Source organism: Eubacterium ramulus (assembly GCF_045002895.1).
GTDB lineage: Bacteria > Bacillota > Clostridia > Lachnospirales > Lachnospiraceae > Eubacterium_I > Eubacterium_I ramulus.
The window spans coordinates 1,961,622-1,983,359 of the sequence record NZ_CP173382.1; the positions used below are offsets into that span (position 1 = coordinate 1,961,622).

The 21,738-nt window shown below is 41.9% G+C and carries 21 protein-coding genes; all 21 read right to left on the reverse strand.

Translation table 11 applies throughout. The features are described from left to right. Positions 1–186 precede the first annotated feature (186 nt). The 21 genes from ACIRUQ_RS09335 to ACIRUQ_RS09435 all read right to left on the reverse strand — a co-directional run bounded on the left by ACIRUQ_RS09335 (position 187) and on the right by ACIRUQ_RS09435 (position 21,633). Positions 187–2,955 carry a metallophosphoesterase gene (locus ACIRUQ_RS09335; RefSeq protein ID WP_082432859.1) on the reverse strand — a complete coding sequence of 923 codons (2,769 nt, stop codon included), beginning with the start codon at positions 2,953–2,955 and terminating at the stop codon, positions 187–189. A gap of 47 nt (positions 2,956–3,002) precedes the next feature. Continuing rightward, positions 3,003–3,347, reverse strand: a complete 345-nt coding sequence (locus ACIRUQ_RS09340) for a hypothetical protein (RefSeq protein ID WP_341438239.1) — start codon at positions 3,345–3,347, stop codon at positions 3,003–3,005. A 267-nt stretch (positions 3,348–3,614) separates the two neighbouring features. Further along, positions 3,615–5,309, reverse strand: coding sequence for a transposase (locus ACIRUQ_RS09345; protein ID WP_404856482.1), 1,695 nt, complete (start codon positions 5,307–5,309; stop codon positions 3,615–3,617). Between the two features lie 148 nt (positions 5,310–5,457). After that, a complete protein-coding gene (locus ACIRUQ_RS09350; RefSeq protein ID WP_055290658.1) occupies positions 5,458–5,982 on the reverse strand; it encodes a class B sortase in 525 nt (174 codons plus the stop codon). 33 nt (positions 5,983–6,015) lie between these two features. Next, positions 6,016–6,789, reverse strand: coding sequence for a YveK family protein (locus ACIRUQ_RS09355; RefSeq protein WP_055290659.1), 774 nt, complete (start codon positions 6,787–6,789; stop codon positions 6,016–6,018). 34 nt (positions 6,790–6,823) lie between these two features. Further along, positions 6,824–7,543: a CpsD/CapB family tyrosine-protein kinase gene (locus tag ACIRUQ_RS09360; RefSeq protein WP_055290660.1), complete on the reverse strand. Its 720-nt coding sequence runs from the start codon at positions 7,541–7,543 to the stop codon at positions 6,824–6,826. Positions 7,544–7,562: 19 nt separating this feature from the next. Beyond that, positions 7,563–8,282 carry a CpsB/CapC family capsule biosynthesis tyrosine phosphatase gene (locus ACIRUQ_RS09365; RefSeq protein ID WP_055290661.1) on the reverse strand — a complete coding sequence of 240 codons (720 nt, stop codon included), beginning with the start codon at positions 8,280–8,282 and terminating at the stop codon, positions 7,563–7,565. Positions 8,283–8,602: 320 nt separating this feature from the next. Further along, complete coding sequence (gene glyA, locus ACIRUQ_RS09370; protein ID WP_242853625.1) at positions 8,603–9,847, reverse strand: serine hydroxymethyltransferase; 1,245 nt, start codon at positions 9,845–9,847, stop codon at positions 8,603–8,605. 360 nt (positions 9,848–10,207) lie between these two features. Next, positions 10,208–10,642 carry a flavodoxin gene (locus ACIRUQ_RS09375; RefSeq protein ID WP_021738421.1) on the reverse strand — a complete coding sequence of 145 codons (435 nt, stop codon included), beginning with the start codon at positions 10,640–10,642 and terminating at the stop codon, positions 10,208–10,210. Positions 10,643–10,829: 187 nt separating this feature from the next. After that, entirely contained in the window at positions 10,830–11,417 is a 588-nt protein-coding gene (locus ACIRUQ_RS09380; protein WP_021738420.1) for a DUF3793 family protein, read from the reverse strand. 209 nt (positions 11,418–11,626) lie between these two features. Further along, positions 11,627–11,905 carry a DUF2325 domain-containing protein gene (locus ACIRUQ_RS09385; protein WP_022036286.1) on the reverse strand — a complete coding sequence of 93 codons (279 nt, stop codon included), beginning with the start codon at positions 11,903–11,905 and terminating at the stop codon, positions 11,627–11,629. Positions 11,906–12,070: 165 nt separating this feature from the next. Continuing rightward, entirely contained in the window at positions 12,071–12,547 is a 477-nt protein-coding gene (gene moaC / locus ACIRUQ_RS09390; protein ID WP_044962920.1) for a cyclic pyranopterin monophosphate synthase MoaC, read from the reverse strand. 47 nt (positions 12,548–12,594) lie between these two features. Next, positions 12,595–13,629 carry a molybdopterin-binding protein gene (locus tag ACIRUQ_RS09395; RefSeq protein ID WP_055290663.1) on the reverse strand — a complete coding sequence of 345 codons (1,035 nt, stop codon included), beginning with the start codon at positions 13,627–13,629 and terminating at the stop codon, positions 12,595–12,597. Positions 13,630–13,728: 99 nt separating this feature from the next. Further along, complete coding sequence (locus ACIRUQ_RS09400; protein WP_021738416.1) at positions 13,729–14,214, reverse strand: molybdenum cofactor biosynthesis protein B; 486 nt, start codon at positions 14,212–14,214, stop codon at positions 13,729–13,731. Positions 14,215–14,478: 264 nt separating this feature from the next. Continuing rightward, entirely contained in the window at positions 14,479–15,330 is an 852-nt protein-coding gene (locus tag ACIRUQ_RS09405; RefSeq protein ID WP_055290664.1) for a hypothetical protein, read from the reverse strand. A gap of 88 nt (positions 15,331–15,418) precedes the next feature. After that, the gene (locus ACIRUQ_RS09410) at positions 15,419–16,396 is read right to left on the reverse strand and encodes a flavodoxin family protein (RefSeq protein ID WP_022036282.1); all 978 of its coding nucleotides are present in this window, start codon (positions 16,394–16,396) and stop codon (positions 15,419–15,421) included. Positions 16,397–16,920: 524 nt separating this feature from the next. Further along, positions 16,921–17,838 (reverse strand): SufD family Fe-S cluster assembly protein, encoded by a 918-nt coding sequence (locus tag ACIRUQ_RS09415; RefSeq protein WP_336302551.1) that lies wholly within the window; start codon positions 17,836–17,838, stop codon positions 16,921–16,923. 160 nt (positions 17,839–17,998) lie between these two features. Then, positions 17,999–18,730 (reverse strand): ABC transporter ATP-binding protein, encoded by a 732-nt coding sequence (locus ACIRUQ_RS09420; RefSeq protein WP_021738410.1) that lies wholly within the window; start codon positions 18,728–18,730, stop codon positions 17,999–18,001. A 247-nt stretch (positions 18,731–18,977) separates the two neighbouring features. Further along, complete coding sequence (locus tag ACIRUQ_RS09425; RefSeq protein WP_021738409.1) at positions 18,978–19,169, reverse strand: PspC domain-containing protein; 192 nt, start codon at positions 19,167–19,169, stop codon at positions 18,978–18,980. A gap of 166 nt (positions 19,170–19,335) precedes the next feature. Then, the gene (locus ACIRUQ_RS09430) at positions 19,336–19,938 is read right to left on the reverse strand and encodes a carbohydrate-binding family 9-like protein (protein ID WP_055290666.1); all 603 of its coding nucleotides are present in this window, start codon (positions 19,936–19,938) and stop codon (positions 19,336–19,338) included. A gap of 3 nt (positions 19,939–19,941) precedes the next feature. Then, positions 19,942–21,633, reverse strand: a complete 1,692-nt coding sequence (locus tag ACIRUQ_RS09435; protein ID WP_055290667.1) for an AAA family ATPase — start codon at positions 21,631–21,633, stop codon at positions 19,942–19,944. Positions 21,634–21,738 lie beyond the last annotated feature (105 nt).

A 21,738-nucleotide genomic window follows, 5' to 3' on the forward strand; every position in this document is an offset into this window, starting at 1 on the left:
TTTCTATATATACACTTTTCTTGAAGTTTATAATCATCAATGATCTTTTTAATTACAAGAAATGCTCCGACACGAATGCAGGAACTCCTCACTTGATAATATAATAACTCCGATTGAGTATGATAGTTTCTGGGAAGTTAGCATTTTTTGATTTTTGCTCTTATCTTGATATTTTCATTGTTTGTTTTAGTTATGCTCCACCGCTCCTTGGATTCCAAGCCGAGTTTTCTCATAATTTCTGATCGCTTCATTTTGAAAAATAGAAAAATCAGCCATAATATTTCCACTTGGATCAAATACATCTACACGATTCGAATCAGTGTCTGTCTGATAAAAAATGCAGCCTTTAAATTTGCCTTCCGTTGCAATAAAATCCGGGTTTTTATCTACCAAAGAATCTATTTCCACAACCATGGCCTCTAGCTTTTTTTGTATTGCATCAAAGAATATTTTATAGATATCAGCAACCGTATAAATATAATTACGCAGCATATTATAATGATCAATATGCCGTATATCCATTCCCTGTTCTTCCATTTCATTTTTCAACAAGGTGAATGTTTTTAATAAATCGGCACTATCTTCTTCATCTGCAGTACGCAACACCGTGCACATCTCTAAAAGATTATAAAAGCTGTCTCCATTTTCAAACTCAACCGCCCAATGTCCATGATCCATGTATATTGCAGCAAGCACCATAAATTCGAATCCAAGATTGTCTCCCATAGAATCCGCTAAAAAGTCTGTTTCGTTCTGCAAACCTAACTTTTGTACAAACGCACCGGCTTTCCTTACTAGCAACATTCCCTCATGCAAGATGTTTTTTGTCATTTTGTTTACAGTAACCTTATCTATGACAGCTCCACTATATTTTTTCACAAGATGGTTGTCTTCATCTAAATCATAATGAATCCATTCTCCAAGTGCTTCCTGATACATCTGATATTGTCTATATATTTCCTGCACCTTATGGCTTACATTTATATAATCAGATATTATATCCGCACACTCACCCGTAACAATTGGAGTTTCTTCTAAATTGAGTTCATCTTTAAGATCAGAAACAGGCATCACATCCATAAGTTTTTTATCTTTTGAAATATCCGTATCTACCATAAACTCAACTCGCACAGAGACACCACCATTTTTCTTATCAGACTCCCATCCATGCTCCTTTCGATTCCAAACAAACTCTCCCGGCATAATATACTCCGCAACAGGTTTGAAGGTGTATCCAAACAAGTTCAAACTCATGAGATCTGATCCATCTCCATACCAAACCTCCTCATTCAATGTAAAATGTTTAAAAAGTCCTCGCGACTTCATATTTACAACAGGAAGTCTACGTGTCGGAAGTCCCTCGATAGCATCACTCAAAATCTCAATCGTAACATAGACACTCTCATCTGCTTTTTTCGGAAGATAAAACTTAACACCATAATAATTTTCTATTTTGGCGATTCGTTCCATCTGTTCTTTCCATACAGCAGTGTCTTCTCGTATCCTGTCAAAACTGCTTCCTGCACCCGGTATCGACAATCTTAATATTCTTTCCTCATCCGCTGCTCCAAACTTAATGATTATTGTTGACGCATTCACAATCTCAGAAATCACATTAAACCAAAATAACCTATCAGCAACATCAGAGTATACACTCAGTTCATAACCAAAAGATAAATTTTCACTTTCAAACTGCTGTGTGTAAAGCGGAGGAATGCTTATTCTGCCTTCAAGAAACTTAAATTCAAAGCCATCGTTGCGTATTTCATAATATTTTGTACCATAGATATTGTATTCCAAAACCTTTACTTGTGCAGTAGGTGCAATTCTATTATCCACATACAAATACCCACTTCTGCTCTCACTTGGCATCCGATGAATATCCGCTGCAGCCGACAGTTCTCCGCAAAATGTATCCATTTCCATCTTATCAGGTACTGCAGATAACTCTGCTTCCATCCGAACCGGGCTTCCTGCATTCTGGTGCGATGCACTGACAATCTGGTCAATCATTGTCTTTGTATTTTGTAATTCATAGGCATAATAATCTTCCTTATGAAGCCCAACATTCTGCATTTTAAACCAGCCATTATCTGAATCCCATTCATGCACTTCAACAATGCCATTGTATGATGCCGAGTCATACGTTCCAATCATAATTGTACTCCTCGTATACTCCCCTTCGTGCATCAAATTTCCACTTTGAAATTCATAAAAGTAGTCCCATTGTTTTCTCATTAAGACTGTATGCTCATGACCGGCAAGCCACAGTTGAACATGAAAATCTTTCAACAACTGGACAATTTGCATCTGTTCACTTCTCTCTAAAAAATCAAAAGAATAGTGTGTCAATATAATAGACGGTTTATCTTGATTCAATTCTTCAAGCAGATCCATGATATATTCTGTACCGATAAACAGATCATTATTTCTCTGTTTTGTATAAGTAAGAGCTGTATCTATGCATATTATGTTAAAGTCCTTTGTTTCTGTTACAAAATGTGGCTTTTCATCATCGTCATAGCTGGCTGCCTGTTCTTGATTTTCCTGATAAATTCTATGCATCATATTCCGAAATTCTGTATGTCCACAATGTACCGCTGCCATTTTATCTGAGGCTAGAGCACCGTCCTTCGGAGAATACTCCTTGATACTTTCTGAAATAGCCTCCGCACGTCCCTCCGCATCTCGTTCAATATCATGATTCCACGGTACAATGAACAACCGATCCACGGTAAGATTTGTTACACTTAAAAGTTTGTTGATATAATCAACAGTATCTGTCGCAAACTCTCCCATCGGAGCATATCGAAGATCTCCGGTAATAAAAATGTAATCTATCTGTGTTCCTAACTCTTTCATATAGTCTAATAGCCTGTTACGCATACGCCGACTATCTACATCTCTTTTATTCAAATGTATATCTGATAAATGTAGCCAATGTATTTTACCCACTTTTGTCTCCCCTTATATTTTATTTCATTGTAATCCATACCTTAATATTATAGTTCTAAACTGTTTTCTTTTAATAAAAAGTCATAGATACTCATCGTAGTAATTCCATCTTCATCTCTTGTAACATTTACAACATCTTTCACAACGATAATCTTTTTAAAGGAATCATTTACGTTTACAAGAGAAGCCTTTTCCTGAATACGCTTTTCTTCTGTCGGCATACTGAAAGCAGACTGAATATAATAACGCTTGCTGCCAAGATTGGCTACAAAATCAATTTCTAACTGATTCTTGTACTCTTTACCATTTTCATCAGTTCCGCGTTTTTCCACAACGCCAACATCTACAGAGTATCCTCTGCTTCGTAATTCGTTGTAAATAATGTTCTCCATCAGATGTGTTTCTTCAACCTGTCTGAATCCTAATCTTGCATTTCTAAGTCCCACATCTTCAAAATAATATTTCAGCGGTGTGCCGATGTATTTTGTGAACTTCCAGTTATTTTACGACTAAATCGCCATATTTAGCTACAGAAAAAATCATCCATGTCTTCCAAATTCAACTGTCAGCTTATCATACTGCTCTCGATTTCGGCTGATTGCTTTCTCCACTTTTTCTATCTTCTGCGTCAGACTTTCTTTACTAATATTCCTTGCCATTTATCCTCTTCCTTTCAGAACTTCGCTGATGCAGTTTGCTTTGTATGTGACATGTGCTGCATCGATATCAAATGCGTCTAATATTACTTTCTGTGTTTTTGTAACTGCATGATCTAAACGATATACTTTATCTAATTGTCTGTTCATTTCTATTTTTTCCAATTCCCTGATTGCCTCCGGAACAGTAAGGTAATTCGGCTTCTTTACCAGCTCTTTCGCTTTATTTTTCAAAGCCTGATAAATCTTACAACGTATGATTAGCGCAATAAATCCGATAAATATCTTAGTAGACGCAGATTCTTCAGAAGCTACCCGCAGACAGTTGTTACCAAGATACGATTTATCTGCACGAAATACTTTTTCTGATGCATCTCTGTTCTTATACAGGTCAATCGCTTCTTTTGCTTCCATCTTCTCAGATGAGATAATAGCAAAGTATCCACATAAATCCAACTCTTCCCTGATTACCGGAAGGTTAGGTTCTCCATATACAAAATGTCCGGTTTCCTTGTTATAATGCATATGGAAGTATTTATGAAACATCGGTCCGAATTCATGCTCAGTGTCCTGAAATCTTGCAAGATAGTTCTGCATCTCCCGGATATTTTCTTCAAGTCGTGACCGTTCTCCAGCTGCTTTAGCTGCATTGTAGTAAATATGAACATATCTTTTCTTTGTGTCAGCTGCATATACAAATGTTTGGACTGTTTTTCCATACACCCCGAATTCTGATATCTGATGCCCCCAATCGCTTTCAAAACTTCCTTTGTGTTCACGAATCAGGTCACGGATGAATTCCTTACATCCTTTCACCATAATGATGTAACTGAATCCATTATTGTCCATGTATCTCAGATTTTCTTTGCTAAAATATCCTCGATCAAGAATAAATCCAATCTTTCGATAGCCATATCCCTTAACTTTTTCAATCATAAACTGCAGCTGAGAAACATCATTAATACTTCCTGGATACTTCTCATACATCAATGGTTCACTATTATTCAGATCATATCCTACGGCATAGTTAAAGATTGGGAAGCCAGCATCCACCTTAGCAGCTCTGTACTCGACCATACTGATATTTCCGGCTTCGCAGTTCTTATTCGTAGAATCATAAGAGACATAAATCCGCTCTCTATGATTTCTTTCTTCATTCCATTTGTCCAGAAATCCTTGCCTTTGATTCTCATTAATACTTCTGAAGAATTCCGAAAGAGTGGAATCACTATAAATTTTCATGTCTTCTGTAAACAACGGATGGTTAAACGCATAGTCCGGATAATACTGTGCTGCATTACTCTCCGTAATGATTGAATATGCTGCAAAATCAAGAATCATACCAGCTGCTTTAGCTCCAAAAACGTCCTCAAGTTTCTGGTTCAATCCAGCATTCTTAACCACCTGATTAATTACCATATATGTACCTGCTTTTAGACAACTACTCCTTTCAGAATCAGCTAAAGACTCTGGCACCTCCACCTCTGGAAAGTGTTTTCTGAAGTTCTCATTCGGTCTCATTTTTGTTTCATCATCGTCTGAAACCTTTCCGATCGTCACCCTTTTGACAGTAGTATATTGTTTCGAAGGATCGTAAATCCGATCATATTCATAATAAACATAGCGGGCATTTCCCTTGTTGCGAAATGTAATTTTTCCTTTGATTTCTGGTATATCCACCACGTAATTTAAATACATATTTCTCATCCTTTTATAGTTGCATTTACAACTAAATATAGTGTATCAAAAAACCTGCACTTTTGCAATACGAAATGCAGGTTTTTCCTTATTTTTTCAGTATTTCAGGGCATTCTCAATCCGTATGATTCACTTGAGTTGCACTTTATTATATGTGTTCCGGTGTGTAGATCTCGATATAGGGATGTTCCTGGCGGAAGGTCTCGTCCTGATAATCTTTCAGTCTGCTGAAGAAGGAATCGTTCAGCATGTTATGACCATAGACAACCGTCACAGCATCGGATTCAAAGGGCTCCGGATTGTAGCTGTATTCTGTCATGATCGCTCCCGGAAGTCCTTCTTTGTCATCCACGGTATGATCCATATAGTAATCATCGTCCACCTTGCTTTGCAGGATCGGATAATCAACCGGTGTATCTGCAATATGGATCCATGCATAGATATCCGGATTTTCTGCCTGCAGGACACTGAAATCCACCGGGATCTGTACCGGTGTTTCCTCAGCTTCTGCGGATACTTCCGGCTCTTCCTGCACGGATACCGCTGCTTTCTCACGCAGCTTCTGGTCTTTGTCTTTCTGAATATGATCCCGCACCAGCAGTCCTATGATACCTGCCACAGCTACCAGAAATATCACAAGGAATATTCGAAATAATAGATTCTTCTGTTTCACGTTCTATGTTCATCTCCTTTGATATTGGCTGTTTCAGGATTTTTTTCTTTTCTTGTGAGAACGACGTCTCTCTTTTTCTGTCTTTTCTTCCTGTTTGCTGTAATAAGCAAGTTCTTTGTCCACCGGGATCACAGCCAGTACGCTTGTCTCCAGGTAATCCTCGATATCTTCTTCTGTCTGGATCTTGTCATTCATGATAAAGCGGATCGTGAGTACCATGCCTACCAGGAAGATTCCGAGCACAATGCCCATGGCCAGTTTTTTCATCATGCCGTTGTCTACCGGCGCAGATGCGACTTCCGGATGTTCTACAATGGTAGGCGGATCTGTCTGTGTGATGCTCGCCATCTGATCCACTGCCGCATCGGTAATGGCATCTGCCACTGCACAGGAAAGTTTTGCATCATCGCTTGTCACCGTGATGGACAGCATTCGTGTATCTGTCTTGTTTGCTACGGTAAGCATTTGTTTGATTTCTTTCCGTGTCAGCTTGATGTTGTCTTTTTTCAATGTCTTGATTGCGCCATCGATAACCGGTTTACTGGTAGCGATAACGGAAAAATCGGACGTCAGTTCCGTTCCTACCTGCAGATCTGCCATAGATGTAATGCTGGTTGTTTTGGACAGCACATACAGGGTTGAGTTCGATTCGTACATCGGTGTCTGGAAAAACACCAGTGCCCCTGCGAGTACAACTCCTACGACGGCTCCCAGAAACAGCAGTTTCCATTTGTCGATCAGATAGAAAAACAGGCTGACAAGGTCAATCTCCATTTCGTTCTCTTCTTTTTGCTTTCTATTCTCCATTTTTTCTCGTTTCCTTTGTCTGTATTATAACCATTTATTCTTTCGGATTCTGTCCGTATCTTCCGTATCCATAGCCATAGCCGTATTTGCTGCCATACCGCTTTCCGTAGCCGTAATGCTTTGTTCCTTCGTCTGCTTTATTCAGAATTACGCCCAGGAAATTCGGATTTGCATTGATAAGCTGTTCTTTTACGCTGTTTGCCATTCTGCGGCTGACAGCGTTGGCAGAGATCACCAGTACGGAAGCATCTGCCGTTTTTGCGATCAGTGCTGCATCGACAACACTTCCAAGTGGCGGTGTATCAATGATCACATAATCAAAGGTCTGTTTCATGCCCTCAATCAGAACTTCATACGCTGGTTTATTCAGAAGTTCGGTCGGGTTTTTCGGGAATCTGCCTGTCGGGATCACATAGAAATTCTTATAATTCGTTGCGTATATTACTTCGGAAGCGGCATTCTTGCCGGCCAGATAATGGCTCAGGCCTTTCAGGTCATCCGGGATCCCGGTTCTATTCATCAGTACAGAATTTCGCATATCTGCATCGATGAACAGCACGCGTTTGTCATTTTCTGCCAGAATCTTTGCCAGATTGAATGACACACTGGATTTTCCGTCATTTTCCATACAGCTGGTCAGGCAGATTACTTTATTTTCGATTCCGGTAAACTCGAGATTTGTCCGGAGTCTCCGGTATATTTCCTTCATAACGGGAGATAACGTCGTTTTCTCCTCCAAAATCAGTTCCTGCATCTATCGTATTCCTTTCTCTCTATGTCAAAATTATCTTTTTGGGTATATGGATAAAAATTGTTTCCACTTTTTCCTGTCCGAACTTCCGGCTGATCAGCTCCGCTGCCTCCCGGATATTCACAATACGATACTCGGTATCGTGTGCATCGCTGGCCATCAGGTCAATCTGATCTTCTTTTAACAGTTTCATACAGAAATGCTTTGCCTTTCTGCCGCATTTCCCCAGAATACTCTCACAGTTTATCTGGATGTATGCGCCCTGCGTCTTCAGTTCTGCGACACGGTCCCTGCCTTTATACAGACATTCATACCGTTCCGCATGTGCAACCACCGGCTGTAATCCCATCTGACGTACTTCAGACACGGTCTGCATGATCCATGCATAGGAAGCCTCATACGCAAATTCCATTAATACGGTGCGGCTGCCTGCCATGTAATACTTCGGATTCCCGCGCAGGCGTTCCACCGATGCATCGGAATGGATGTAATACTCACATCCCAGATAAAATTCCATCTCCGGAAATCGGTCTGCTGCCATTTCGCAGACGCGCGCATAGACCGTCTGTATTTCTTCTCTCGGTATCGCAAACATGCCACGACGATAATGTGGTGTAAAAACGATATGGCGCACGCCCTGCCGGTATTCTTCTTCCAGCATCTCCATCGTTTCACGCATGCATCCGGAACCGTCATCCACACCTGGAAGTATATGATTATGTATATCCCAGTATCCTGTCATGTGCTATTTGCTCCTTTTTGTCTCTTTTTATCCATTTTCCTTATATACATGCAAAGTTATGCTAACTCGCACTACCAGTTTTTGTCAACGGTGAGATTAATTACTTCTGTTTTTCACATTTTTTCATTTCATATGTAATGATTTTTATGCACATTTATCCTTATGCGGTATTATATTATTACTTACCACTTGCAGAAGTGTGAATTTTCTCGACTGAGATAAAATTTTTTTACGCAAACAGAACCCCGTTATATTCAAACTGTAATATAACGGGATTCTTTTTGTTCTACAATGATGTCAATGGATATATTGTCTGTGTTTTATTTTTTCAGCGGATATTTCGCGGTCAGTTCATCTACGATTGCACGTGCTTTTGCTACGCCCTCATCGCCTTCTTTGATGACGATGGAAATTGCTTCTGCGATCTTGTCCATATCCTCTGGATTCATGCCTCTGGATGTAACAGATGGTGTTCCGAGACGGATACCGCTTGTGACAAACGGAGATTTCGGATCGTTCGGAATCGTATTTTTATTAGCTGTAATATGAGCCTCATCCAGAAGTTTCTCGATGGCTTTTCCGGTCAGGTCAAATGGTGTCAGGTCTACCAGCATCAGATGGTTGTCTGTACCATCGGATACGATCTTGATGCCGCGGTTCTTCAGACCGTTGCACAATGCCTGTGCGTTATCTACAATACCCTGCTGATATGTCTTGAAGCTGTCCTGCAATGCCTCTTTGAAGCATACGGCTTTTGCTGCGATGACATGCATCAGCGGTCCACCCTGAATACCCGGGAATACGGCTTTGTTGAAGTTGAAGTTATTTTTCTCCATGGATTCTTTGGATACCAGGATCATACCGCCTCTCGGTCCGCGCAGTGTTTTGTGTGTCGTAGTGGTAACGACGTCTGCATAGTGGATTGGGCTTGGATGAAGTCCTGCTGCCACCAGACCTGCGATATGTGCCATATCTACCATCAGGTATGCGCCGCATTTGTCTGCGATCTCACGGAAACGAGGGAAATCAATGGTTCTCGCATAAGCACTTGCACCGGCAATGATCATTTTCGGTTTGCACTCCATCGCGATCTCTTCTACTTTGTCATAATCAATGAATCCTTCATCGTTGACCCCATAAGGTACGATGTGGAAATAAGTACCGGAAAAGTTGACCGGGCTTCCGTGTGTCAGATGTCCGCCGTGATCCAGGTTCATACCCATCACAGTGTCACCCGGCTGAAGCAGTGCAAACTGTACTGCCATATTTGCCTGTGCACCGGAGTGCGGCTGTACGTTGACATACTCTGCGTCAAATAACTCTTTTGCACGCTCGATTGCAAGATTCTCTACAACATCTACACACTGACATCCGCCGTAATAACGTTTTCCCGGATATCCTTCTGCATATTTATTTGTCATGATGCTTCCCTGTGCTTCCATAACTGCATCACTGACCCAGTTCTCGGATGCGATCAGCTCGATATGGCTGTTCTGACGGTCCATCTCCGCTTCGATCGCTGCTGCCACGTCTGCATCAACTACTTTTAACTCTTCTAAATTCATCACTTTTTCCTCCTGCCGCATAGGTCAACTCTGTTGTCTGAGGTTTTTTCTTTCTGTCAGACAACTTAATTGTTATCATAGCTTAGATTATGCATAAATGCAAGAGTAAAAAATTATTCCTCATGCATCTGGTCGTATCCTCGCGGAGCGTTTTTATGTAACAGGAATATTACGTAGTAATTTCCTATTACATAAAAAATCCCACTCACACGGGCAGAGTCCTGCCAGTGCAAGTGGGATTTTCGGGTGGAATGAATTCTAGTTACGTTTGTTCATACGTTACATTATTTTTTATCTTTTGGTTTTTGGTTATAGGATTCAGTTGTTGTTTTTCTTATCTGATTACTATCAGTTTATATGTTATGCATTTGCTGCAAGTGCTTTTCCTGCTGCTTCGCATGCGGCCTGTGCGTCTGCATCCGGAGCTTCGTTTGCAATGATACCTTCGGCTTCGATCATCTCAGCGCCTGCACCTGTCATCTGCTCGACCCAGTTGCGCATCCATTCGCCATCTCCCCAGCCATAGGATCCGAATAACAGGATCTTTTTGCCGGATACGCTGCCAAGGATTTCTTCTACAAACGGCTCCATACTGGATTCTTCCAGCTGTTCTGCCCCCATGGACGGGCAGCCAAGTGCAAATGCTTTTACATCTGCGATATCTGCTGCGCCTGCGTTTTCAACCGGAATGATCTTTGCCTCTGCACCTGCTGCTGCAACACCATCCGCTACGCTCTGAGCCATTGCTGCTGTATTTCCTGTACCACTCCAATAAATAATTTTAACTTCTGCCATTTTTTTGTCTCCTTGATTTTATATTTTTTATTTTTTCTGTATACAGATTCCGCTCTTTCACACTTGTATGACTGCTTTGGAATCGATATACAGTTTAAACCTTTTTTATTCTTTTTTTCGTTGTATCAGCCACACTTTTCTGTATTTATTCCGATTGTGGCAATTGCGTGAACGCTTTACCTTATTATCAGCAGGCAATCTCACTCATGTGTTTTCCTGCCATATATTCCATCACAGCACATTCTTTGGCATCATCATATGCCTGAAAAATCTGCTTCGCCTGTGTCACATCACCATAGACTTTCCAATATCCGGTATAACGGCTTTCCTTTCCCTCATGCCGGATAAATCCTCTGACATCCTCTAACGGATAGCCGAGAAATATGCCCATTTCATGGGGATAATGCTCCATCCCCCGGGCCGACAGGGAAACGCGCGCCCCAAGATGATTCAGACAGGCTTCTGCCTGCGTACTTTCATATCCGTACTGCTGTAAAAATACAGCCACCTGCGGATCTTCCAGACACTGCTGCACCTCTGCTTCCCGGTATACATATACCACTGCACGTCCTGCTCCCTGGCACAGACATTTGACCCGGATCCCGGTACCCCGAAATGCGGACCGTACAAATTTCAGGTAAGCCGCCGGAACGGTAAACATACTTGACATTTTTATATCTTTTAAAACCGGTGCACAATGCAGAATGATCTGCATCATGAGGCTTTCTGTGACTTTCCTGCTGGAAAGCTGGTTTAATACGGCTTCAGTTGGCATTTGCTATCCTCCTCTGTTCATTCATGCAAGCATGATTCATGTTTTTGAATGTAAATCTGCTTGGCTCTTCTTAATTTCAGAGCCAGCCATCTCGATTTCGCTTTGCTTCATCTCGATGTGGCTTCTCGCCAAATAGATTTTTATTCAAACTTGTTCATTCATGCAAGCATGATTCACACGTTTGAATATAAATCTGCTTGGCTCTGAAATTATGCATATTGTTCTAATATTCCGTTTAATGCGCTGGCGCTGCTGCTGTGGGAACGTTCCACTATGATATTCTTGCGTTCTGCTTCTGCCACGGCACAATGTACCATCTTATGAGAAACGGTGGAGGTAAAGAGAATCAGCAGATCCGGACTTCCGATTTTGTTTTTCAGATCTGTTTTCATTTTCGTAAATACTTTTGCCTTACATTTGTACTGTTTGCAGATCTGTTTGTACTGTGTTTCCATTCTTTCGTGTCCTCCGATAATTACGATACTCATGTTAGCCTCCTTCATCTATTATTAGCATTTCCTAACCGCAATTTTTAAAAGAAAGCGGATTTCCTGGTTATCCGCTCATTTTTTATGTAGTTAGTATAAATTAACCCTCTTGTTTCGTCAAGAGGGTTAATGATTATATTTTTTCATTTTGTTTCTTCGTTTTTATCAACCTCTGATATAATGTCCGGATTTTCCGCCGTCTTTTTCCAGAAGTAAAATATCTTTGATCACCATGCCGCGATCTACTGCCTTGCACATGTCATAAATGGTCAGCAATGCTGCGGATACGGCGTGCAATGCTTCCATCTCGATCCCGGTCTTTCCGGTAGTCCGCACAGATGCGATGGCTTCGATCTCTGCTTTTTCCGGATACAGTTCAAAATGAATATCCACACCGGTCAACAGCAGCGGATGACACATCGGAATGATCTCCCAGGTCTTTTTCGCTGCCATGACACCTGCTACCTGCGCTACGGCGAGCACATCTCCTTTTTTGATTTTGCCGTCTGTGATCAGCGCAAAAGTCTCCGGCTGCATACAGATCCGGCCGGAAGCCACGCCGATCCGCTTGGTATCTGCTTTTTCTGAGACATCCACCATTTTGGCTCTGCCCTGCTCATTGATATGTGTTAATTCTGCCATTTTTTTCTCCTTGCATTTTAGTATCATTCGAATTGTTTATGATAGCGTTATTTTCCAAATCCACAGTTTGGGAACGTACAGACCTCACAGTTCAGGCACAGACCGCCCTCACCCAGTCTTGCAATATCTTCCGCGGTAATCTCATCCTCTGCCATCACTCTTGGCAGCACCAGATCAAAGATTGTGCGTTTTGCATACATGACGCATCCCGGCAGACCGAGGATTGGAATTACTCTTCCATCTGCTTCGTTCGTATAGTAGGAAACAAGCATCATCGCTCCCGGAAGCACCGGTGCACCGTAGCTGACAATCCTTGCTCCGGTTGCCATGATGGCACCCGGGGTACAATCGTCCGGATCCACGCTCATGCCACCGGTACAGATGATCAGGTCTGCGCCTGCCGCGATCTGCTTTTGAATAGCTTCCAAAATATGTGTCTTCTCATCGTCCACATAAATCTGACCAATTTCTTCGGATGGAAAAGCTGCCAGTTTCTCCCGGATGACCGGACTGAACGTATCTTTGATGCGTCCTTTGAACACTTCACTGCCGGTGGTCACAATCGCATACTTTTTCTTTTTATATGGTTTGATCGTAAAAATCGGCTCCGTGCCGCCCGCTTCCTTTGCACGTTCCATTTTTTCTTTTTCAATGATCAGCGGTATGATTCTCGTTCCTGCCAGTTTATCCCCGGCATGCACCGGGAAATCGCCATGCCGGGAGGCGATCATCATCTCCCCCAGACTGTTGACTGCAACCAGCGCTTCACGGTTGATTTTCAGCAATCCGTCTGTATCCGCAATAAGTTCGATCTTTCCTTCTTTGATATCGGAAGGATGCATATGCTCACCGGCACAGATTTCATACAGAATCTCCGCTGCTTCATTTTCATGCCACATCGTGTCATCCTTTTCCCATACATACAGATGCTCTTTCCCTACGGAAAGCAGTACCGGAATGTCCTCTGCGGTCACAATATGTCCTTTGCGGAATACTGCATCTTTGGTCACCCCCCGGATGATCTGAGTAATATCATGGCAGAGTACATGCCCTACCGCATCTTCTGTTTTTATCAGTTTCATAATATCCTGTCTCTCCTGTCACCTGTTTTTTACCATTCATACATGTTTTTGTTCTGAATGAACTTATACCTATATTTATACCTATGATTCTATTTTCTATTACTTTCTTGCGCACTCGGCATCGTTACCAAGCAGAATATCCAGCCCATGCTTTAAGGAGGGCAGAATATAACTCAATGCTTCATCCACAGCCTTCGGACTGCCCGGCAGATTGACGATCAGTGTCTCTCCACGGATGCCCGCCGCTGCTCTCGACAGCATCGCCCGCTCTGTGATTGTCAGCGAATATTGCAGGATTGCCATGGGAATTCCCGGCACTTCCCGCTCGATCACTGCCTTTGTTGCCTCCGGTGTCACATCCCGTTTGGAAAAACCGGTTCCGCCTGTGGTCAAGATCAGCTGGATATCATCATTGCACATGGCGATCATTTCATCCTGCAGCATCTGCTGATCATCCGGCAGGATTACTTTCTTTCTAACGGTATAGCCCTGGGCTTCCATAATCTCTGCGATTCTGGCTCCGCTACGATCTTCCCGCTCTCCCAGATACCCCTTGTCACTGGCTGTAATAATTCCTACATTCATGTATTGTACTCCTCTGTTATCTGAATCCTATATTACATTTCCCTATTTTTCAGTATACCACACGAATACACTTATGTCACGATGTACAAAAAGTCTGAATCCACCTGTGCTTCCACAATGGTGGATAAATGACCTTCTGCTATCTGTAACGAAAAAAGGACCGGAGGACTCAGAAAATCATACAAGCGGACGTTTTCGTCTGCGGTATTCTTTTCTGAGCCTCCGGCCCAACACAACCTTATGGTTTATCCACCCGGGAATTCCTTATCTCATGGTGATGTATCCACGATAATTTGCAAGGTTGTTGCTTGGTGTATAATCAGCAACTGCTGCACTGCAAACATTGTGGTATGGTTTCAGGAACGGGAAAGCATCCTGCTGAGCCCATGACGGTTTCTCAAGTGCTTTCATGTCATCTACCATTACTTTGTACCATCCGGACTGATTCTCAAACCAGATTTCAAGTACCCAATCCATTACGCATCCGTTGATGTCTTTCTTTACGGCACTTGCAAGTACACGTGTACACTCCGGAGCTGCCTGAAGAATCGGAACTACTTTCTCAAATAACCACTTCTCTCCCTCTGCTTTGTCTACGCCTTCCGGGAAACCGATGGTCATATTGAAACGATAGTTTGCGCCATCCTCGATCGTACGTCCTTTTCCTTTCAGGTCTTTCTCCCACCACATCGGAAGAAATGCAAAGATAAATGGATTTCCTTCTGCATTGTTGGATTTACGGGCTGCATTTCCTGCATCTCCGTCAGAATCAATCTGAGCGTCTGTATGAGCTGCTGCCGGGATCTGTCCCTGCCATACAAGTACGTCCATCGGGAATGTCTCAGCGATTGCTTTGATTTCAAGACGAGGATCAAGGTCGCTTACTAACCAGTGATGCTCTGTCAGCTGCATTCTTGCGTATCCGAAACGATCACCCTGTGGTGGAATCGGGAAGGACGGATAAAATGCATATTTGGTAACATACGGCTCAAACTGAGAGATGCTGTCCGGAATATGTACTTTATAAAGCCATCTCTGAAGTTTTGGTCTGTAGTCTTCGCTTACGCAGTCAACGTAGATAAGACTTCTCATTGGTTCAAATTTGAAATCTGCCATTTCTAAATACCCTCTTTTCTCTTATTTCTATAACTTATATCAGACGGGAACCATTTTTTGTCCCCGCCTGTTATAAACTTTATGGAATTTATTTCTGTTTGGATGGAGCTGGTGTCGGCTCGCATACTGCTGTATAATGCTCTTTACGTTTTTTGAACTCAGGATCTTTGTAAAGGTTCATCAGACGACCCTCATTCTCAAAGATATCCTGTCCATGTAAGAATTTACCGGAAAGAATGTCATGTGCATGATGCTCTGTAGCCGGATCATATTTGAATTTGAATGCTCCGTCAACGATCTCCAGTGTTCCCTCAAGACCACACAGCTCACATACACAGTGTGTTGTACCCGGATAAATGTAGAAATTGTTACCCTGGCAATGTGGGCAAGCGCCTTCTTTTCCTTTCCAGAGAGAAGTTTTCTCGGATCCTTCAATCTGCATATCTTCATCAATGATCTGCTGTGCAGCATCTGCAAGGTTACGTCCGATTTCTTTCATACGCTCAACTTTGTCATCCTGCATGATAACGTCTTTACACCAGGAGAAGAACTCGTTGTTTACTACTTTCCATCCCGGACTTAAAGCGAACATCGCATGATCTGTCTCACAACGAACTGCCCAGTCAGATCCACCGATTCCTACGAAAGAAAGTGCTTTCTGACGGAAGTATCTTGGGTTCAGACCTTCTTTTCCAGCTTCTTTGAGTTTTCCATCGAGCATTTTCATCATACCTGTATCATGTCCCGGTCCCATACGATCTGTGATGGAATGATATAAACCGGTTGCACCGGACTCAAAAATCGGATCTACGAAGAGAACTCCATCTGCCTCGACAACTTTCTCATAGAAAGCTTTGAAATCATCCTGACGGGAGCAGATCATTCCTTTGCCCATTACAAGGCCACGGGAACAGGCAACACAACCGGAGCAGTACTGGATATCCCAGTCAAGAAGGTGGATAAATTCGATCTCTGCACCTTTTTCTTTTGCTGCTTCCAGAGCCACACGACACATTGTGTCATTGTTACCGTTTTTTGTTCCAAGTGAAACACCTAAAATTTTCATACTTGTCCTCCTTTAATTTACCTGCATACATTTGATTTAGATATAATACGTTTTCCCATATTGTAAAAATACGTTTGCATTTTCCTCACGAAGCGAATGTCATATTTCTGCAGCATCATGCAACATTACTCTTATTGTCACTCTTATGATGAAACCAAACCTATGTGTCAAAATCCTATCCTATTTCTATTTCATCGCCTGTTTTCGTGCACAGCAAATGTTTGTAACCGTTCTGGTTTTACCAGCTGACCAGTTACTCGTATTATATCACAATCTTGCTTTTCTTTGTGTATTTTTATTATAAATTTATCTTATTTTTTAGTCAAATGTACATTTTGCATCAAAAAGCCCCGGGAATTCTCCCGGGGCTCTTATAACGCGTATATTTTTTAACAAATTTTCATGAAAAATCAGCTGTATTCCATTTTTGTTATGCAAAAAGTGGATTACTGGCTTTTTGTACCTGTTTTAATACATAAGCTGACATATTTATCTCAGAATCACCGCACATCTTCGCGGAGTGTTTATCTCAGGAAACCGTTGACAATCTGCTCTTCTGCCTCTTCCTCTGTCAGACCCAATGTCATAAGTTTGATGATCTGCTCACCGGCGATTTTTCCGATGGCTGCCTCATGGATCAGCGCTGCGTCCAGATCATTGGCCTCCAGCTGCGGAATCGCAAGGATCCGTGCTTTGTCCATAATAATGGCATCACACTCGGTATGACCGCTGCATGGTGCATTTCCGATGATCCTGGAATCAAATTTCTGATAAGAGGTATCCTTTGCCACGGAACGGGAAATGACATCCGCACTGGCTCCCTCACCATTCAGGCTGACAGAATATCCACTGACTGCATGCTGGTCACCATGTGTCATCAGACGCTCACGGACTACCAGCTTGGCACCTGCTGCCAGTTCTGCCTTCGTATCACGCTCCGTAGAATCTACACCTTTGATCTGGACCATTTCCATCTCCATGTAGCTTCCTTCTTCCATATACACTTCCGTGCCCGGATTCAGGATACGTTTTCCTTTTCCGTCACCTGCACCGTAATGCTTTTCCACATATTTTACTTTTGCATTTTTTTCGATAAAGAAACGGTGGATACCATCATGCTCTGCATCCTGATCCCCACAGTTGTCGATACCACAGCCAGCTACAATAACCACGTCACTGCCTTCTCCGATATGGAAATCGTTATAAACCATCTCTTTCATGCCGCTCTGGCTCAATACAACCGGAATGTGTACACTCTCATTTACAGTACCCGGTTTGATATAGATGTCGATACCGCTGACATCTGTCTTGGATACAATATCAATATTTGCCGTTGTATTTCTGGCTGCCATCTGACCGTTTGCACGGATGTTGTAAGCTCCCTCCGGAACTCCATGCAGATCAGCGACTTCCGCCAGAAGTCTTTTCTGAATCTCATCCATCATATCTATCTAATCCTCGTTCTTTCCTATATATTCATAGATTGGCTAAATTTCAACTAACACCATTCGTTATTCATTTTTGATCACTTCTTATTCCTAATACCATTAAGGTTTCTCTTTTCAACTAACAGTGTTAGTCCTTTATTCACAATATAGATTTTTACTTGTTAAATTTATCACACATATTCACTGCGGAAGATGTTCCCAGCAACTGCGGAAGTATCTCATCCTTCGGACCGTGATTGATGATCTGTCCTGCAGAGATCACTACAATCTCATCTGCAATATCAAGGATACGCTCCTGATGAGAAATGATCAGGATAGAACCGTCTTTTGTTTTTTCCTGCATGCGCTCAAATACCTGGATCAGATTCTGGAAGCTCCACAGGTCGATACCGGCTTCCGGCTCATCAAATACGGAAAGCTGTGTACCTCTTGCCAGTACCGTAGCAATTTCGATACGTTTTAACTCACCGCCGGAAAGGCTCGCATTTACTTCACGATTGATGTAATCTTTCGCACAGAGTCCTACTTCAGACAGATACTGACAGGCATCTGCTGCGCTCATTCTGCGTCCTGCTGCCATACGGATCAGATCCAGCACCTGAATTCCTTTGAATCGTACCGGCTGCTGAAAAGCAAAACTGATACCCATTTTTGCTCGTTCCGTAATACTTTTTTCTGTAATGTCCTCACCGTTAAATAAAATCTGACCGGAAGTTGGTTTCTCAATACCAACAATTAATTTTGCCAGGGTGGATTTTCCACCGCCGTTCGGTCCTGTAATGACTACAAACTTGTTGTCGTCAATTTTCAGATTAATTCCTCTGATAATCTCTTTTTGTGCTTTTTCGTCTGATACTTCAAAAGACACATTTTTCAATTCCAGCATCTTGTTTCTCTCTTTCTGTTTTTTTAATCATTCCATTCCGTCTTTTTCGGAATTTTTATTCCCATATCGGATTTTGGTTTTATATCCTAGCGTTTTTCTTGGTTTTCCAGTAAACGCAAAGAGCAGTGAAAAGACTTTTGTCCTCTCACTGCTCATATTTTTTAATTTTCATACACTTTTCATGCATGTTGCCTGCTATTTTTTCTGCAGCATCATCATATCAATGCACGAACGAAAACAGCATATCTTAGTCCAGTGGTCTTCTCGGAATAATGACCGCTGCCAGAAGATAGATCAGTAATCCGCTTCCTGCTGCAAATGCAAGTACCACCCAGATCAGTCGGATGATCGTCGGATCGATACCAAGAAACTCTCCAAGACCGCCGCATACGCCACACAATACTTTATTGTCCTCTGATTTGTATAATTTTTTATTCATTCTTTATCCCTCTTCTGATTTACCTTCATACAGAAAATTACTGTATGTCTCCTGCGCATTTCTGATATATTTTACTATATAAGTATTTTTTTCGCAAGAAGATTCTGTGCCTTTGACTTCACTTAACCATCTGATGAATCTGAATTTACTGTTCTTCCATGCAGATTTATTGCAATTCTCCGGTTTCAAAAAATTCCGGCCTGTGAAAATCCGGTTCCGGCACATCTACCGGCGAATAACTTGCATAATGAATCTGTTCGGCATTACCGCCTTCACACACTTTGTAAAAGTTACAGGCAATTTTGGTACCGGCAATTTGCGGAATCGGACCACCAATTTCTTCCAGCAGTTCTAACGGCAGAAAGAAACAGATTTTCCAGCAATTCTTTTCAATGACCGCCTGCGGCTGACAAATTTTGATCTGCTCTTCTGTGAAAAATGTCCGATCCGCACGCTCTGTCCCAGACTGTATCAATGTGGCTCCGTTTGCATTCATCTCCACATTGACATACAAAGGTGTCTGTTCTGACCAGAAACCAAGAAATGCTTCCATTCCACTGTCCTGGCTCACCGGATCGTTCATTTTGAGATAGGTCCGGAGCGGATCTGCTTCTTCACAGGTCATTTCCACCAGAAATCCATGCTCTTTCCAACAGGCAATTTTTCCATATGTTTTTGGAATTGCTTTTGTCCCCCACAAAAGATGTGTGATTTCAAATGTTTCACACTGTGCAAATTGTTCTTTTTCGTCTATGATTTTTATATTCATTCTTTATCGTCCCCCGATCAATACTGTTTTTCCCTCAAATGCAAATCCATAATGATGAATCTGCTCCGGTTTTATATGAAGCTCCAACAACTCCGCATCATACTGTTTTTCCTGAATCTGCATTAATGCCGCCTGTACTGTTTCCTGCAAAGATTCCTCTTCTTCCGGATCATGCACCTTAAATTCCAACACATACGCCTGTTCTGTGAAATCCCGCGGAATCAGCATCACATCATATCTGCCATATCCACTTTCCCGGTTCGATTTCAACACATACTGTTCCCGAAGTTCTGCCAGCAATCCAAGTACAAATCCATGATAAAATCGTTCCGGCTGTGCCTTTCCCGATGGATGCCGTCCGGTATCAAAGCTGCTGAATGTAACCTGTGCCACATCATTCATATATACATTCATCTCTTTCAGATTTCCCTGCAGCAATGCCTGAACAAACGCATTATAATTACAATCTGAAGCCGAAAACCAGCTTTTAAACATTCCGGTAAACATTCCAAGTGTTTCCAGATTTGTGATTTTCAGATGATACCACGGTTCCAGCAAAATGCCACGTTGTTCCACTTCCAACACTTTCAGATATCCACTGGCAAGCAGCAGACTCCAAATTGCATTTTTATCCTGCTGTAACTGTTCGAAAACAATCTGTTCATCAAAGGTAACCAAAATCTCTTTTTCCTGCAAAAGAATTTCCATTTTTTCTTTCATATCGGTTGCTGATTGCTGAATCAGGCTGTTGATCAGCGTGTTGGAACTGGTCGCCGCCCAGTACGCCCCGATTTTCTTTTTATCCAGATAATTTGTGATTGACCATGGATTATAAATATCCGTATGATTACCAAATGTAAATCCATCATACCACTGTTTCACCAGTTCTTTTTTATCTGCCAGGCCAAATTCTTCCAATGCCTGAAATACTTCCTGTTCTGTGAAACCAAAATAAGTGGCATATTCATCCGACGTTGTCGTGATCACATTCAAATTATTCAGATCAGAAAAAATAGACTGCTTTGATACCCGTGTAATTCCTGTCAAAACTGCACGTTCCAGATATGGATTTGATTTGAATGTCGCATTGAAAAGACTTCTCAAAAAAGAGGTAAACGTATCCCAATAACCGTGTACATATGCCTCCTGCATGGGCGTATCATATTCATCTAACAGCACAATCACTTTTTTCCCGTAATAGCGATACAGATACTGGCACAATAAATTGATTGAAAATGAACTTTCCGCATCTTCCATATACATCGATACGTTTCGATACATTGCTTTCTCATTTTCACTAAGCAAATTTCCATCCAGAAGATAGCGGTGTTCCTCATATAACCGTGCAATCTGCATATTGATCTGTTTTTTCACCTCTGATAACTGATCTGCTTTCACTGCCGCAAAACTCAGGAAAAGTACAGGATACGTGCCCTGCAATCCCCTCCATTTTTCTTCGCTCCAGATAGAAAGACCTTCAAACAAATCTCCTCTGTCAGCATACTGATTTGAAAAAAAACATTTTAGCATATCCATATTCAGAGTTTTTCCAAAACGTCGCGGACGTGTGATCAATGTAATATCATCCTGTGATTCCCACCATGCCCGGATCAAGTCTGTTTTATCAATATAAAAACTGTTCTGTTCTCTCAGACTCGCAAAATCCTGTTTTCCTATACTGACTGTTTTTGTCATCTCAGTGCTGCACCTGCCTTTCTGTATTGTTATCAGTATAACATTGCGTTTCCAGAAACACAACGGCACATAGCAAAATATGTCCTATAGTAAAATATTAAAATG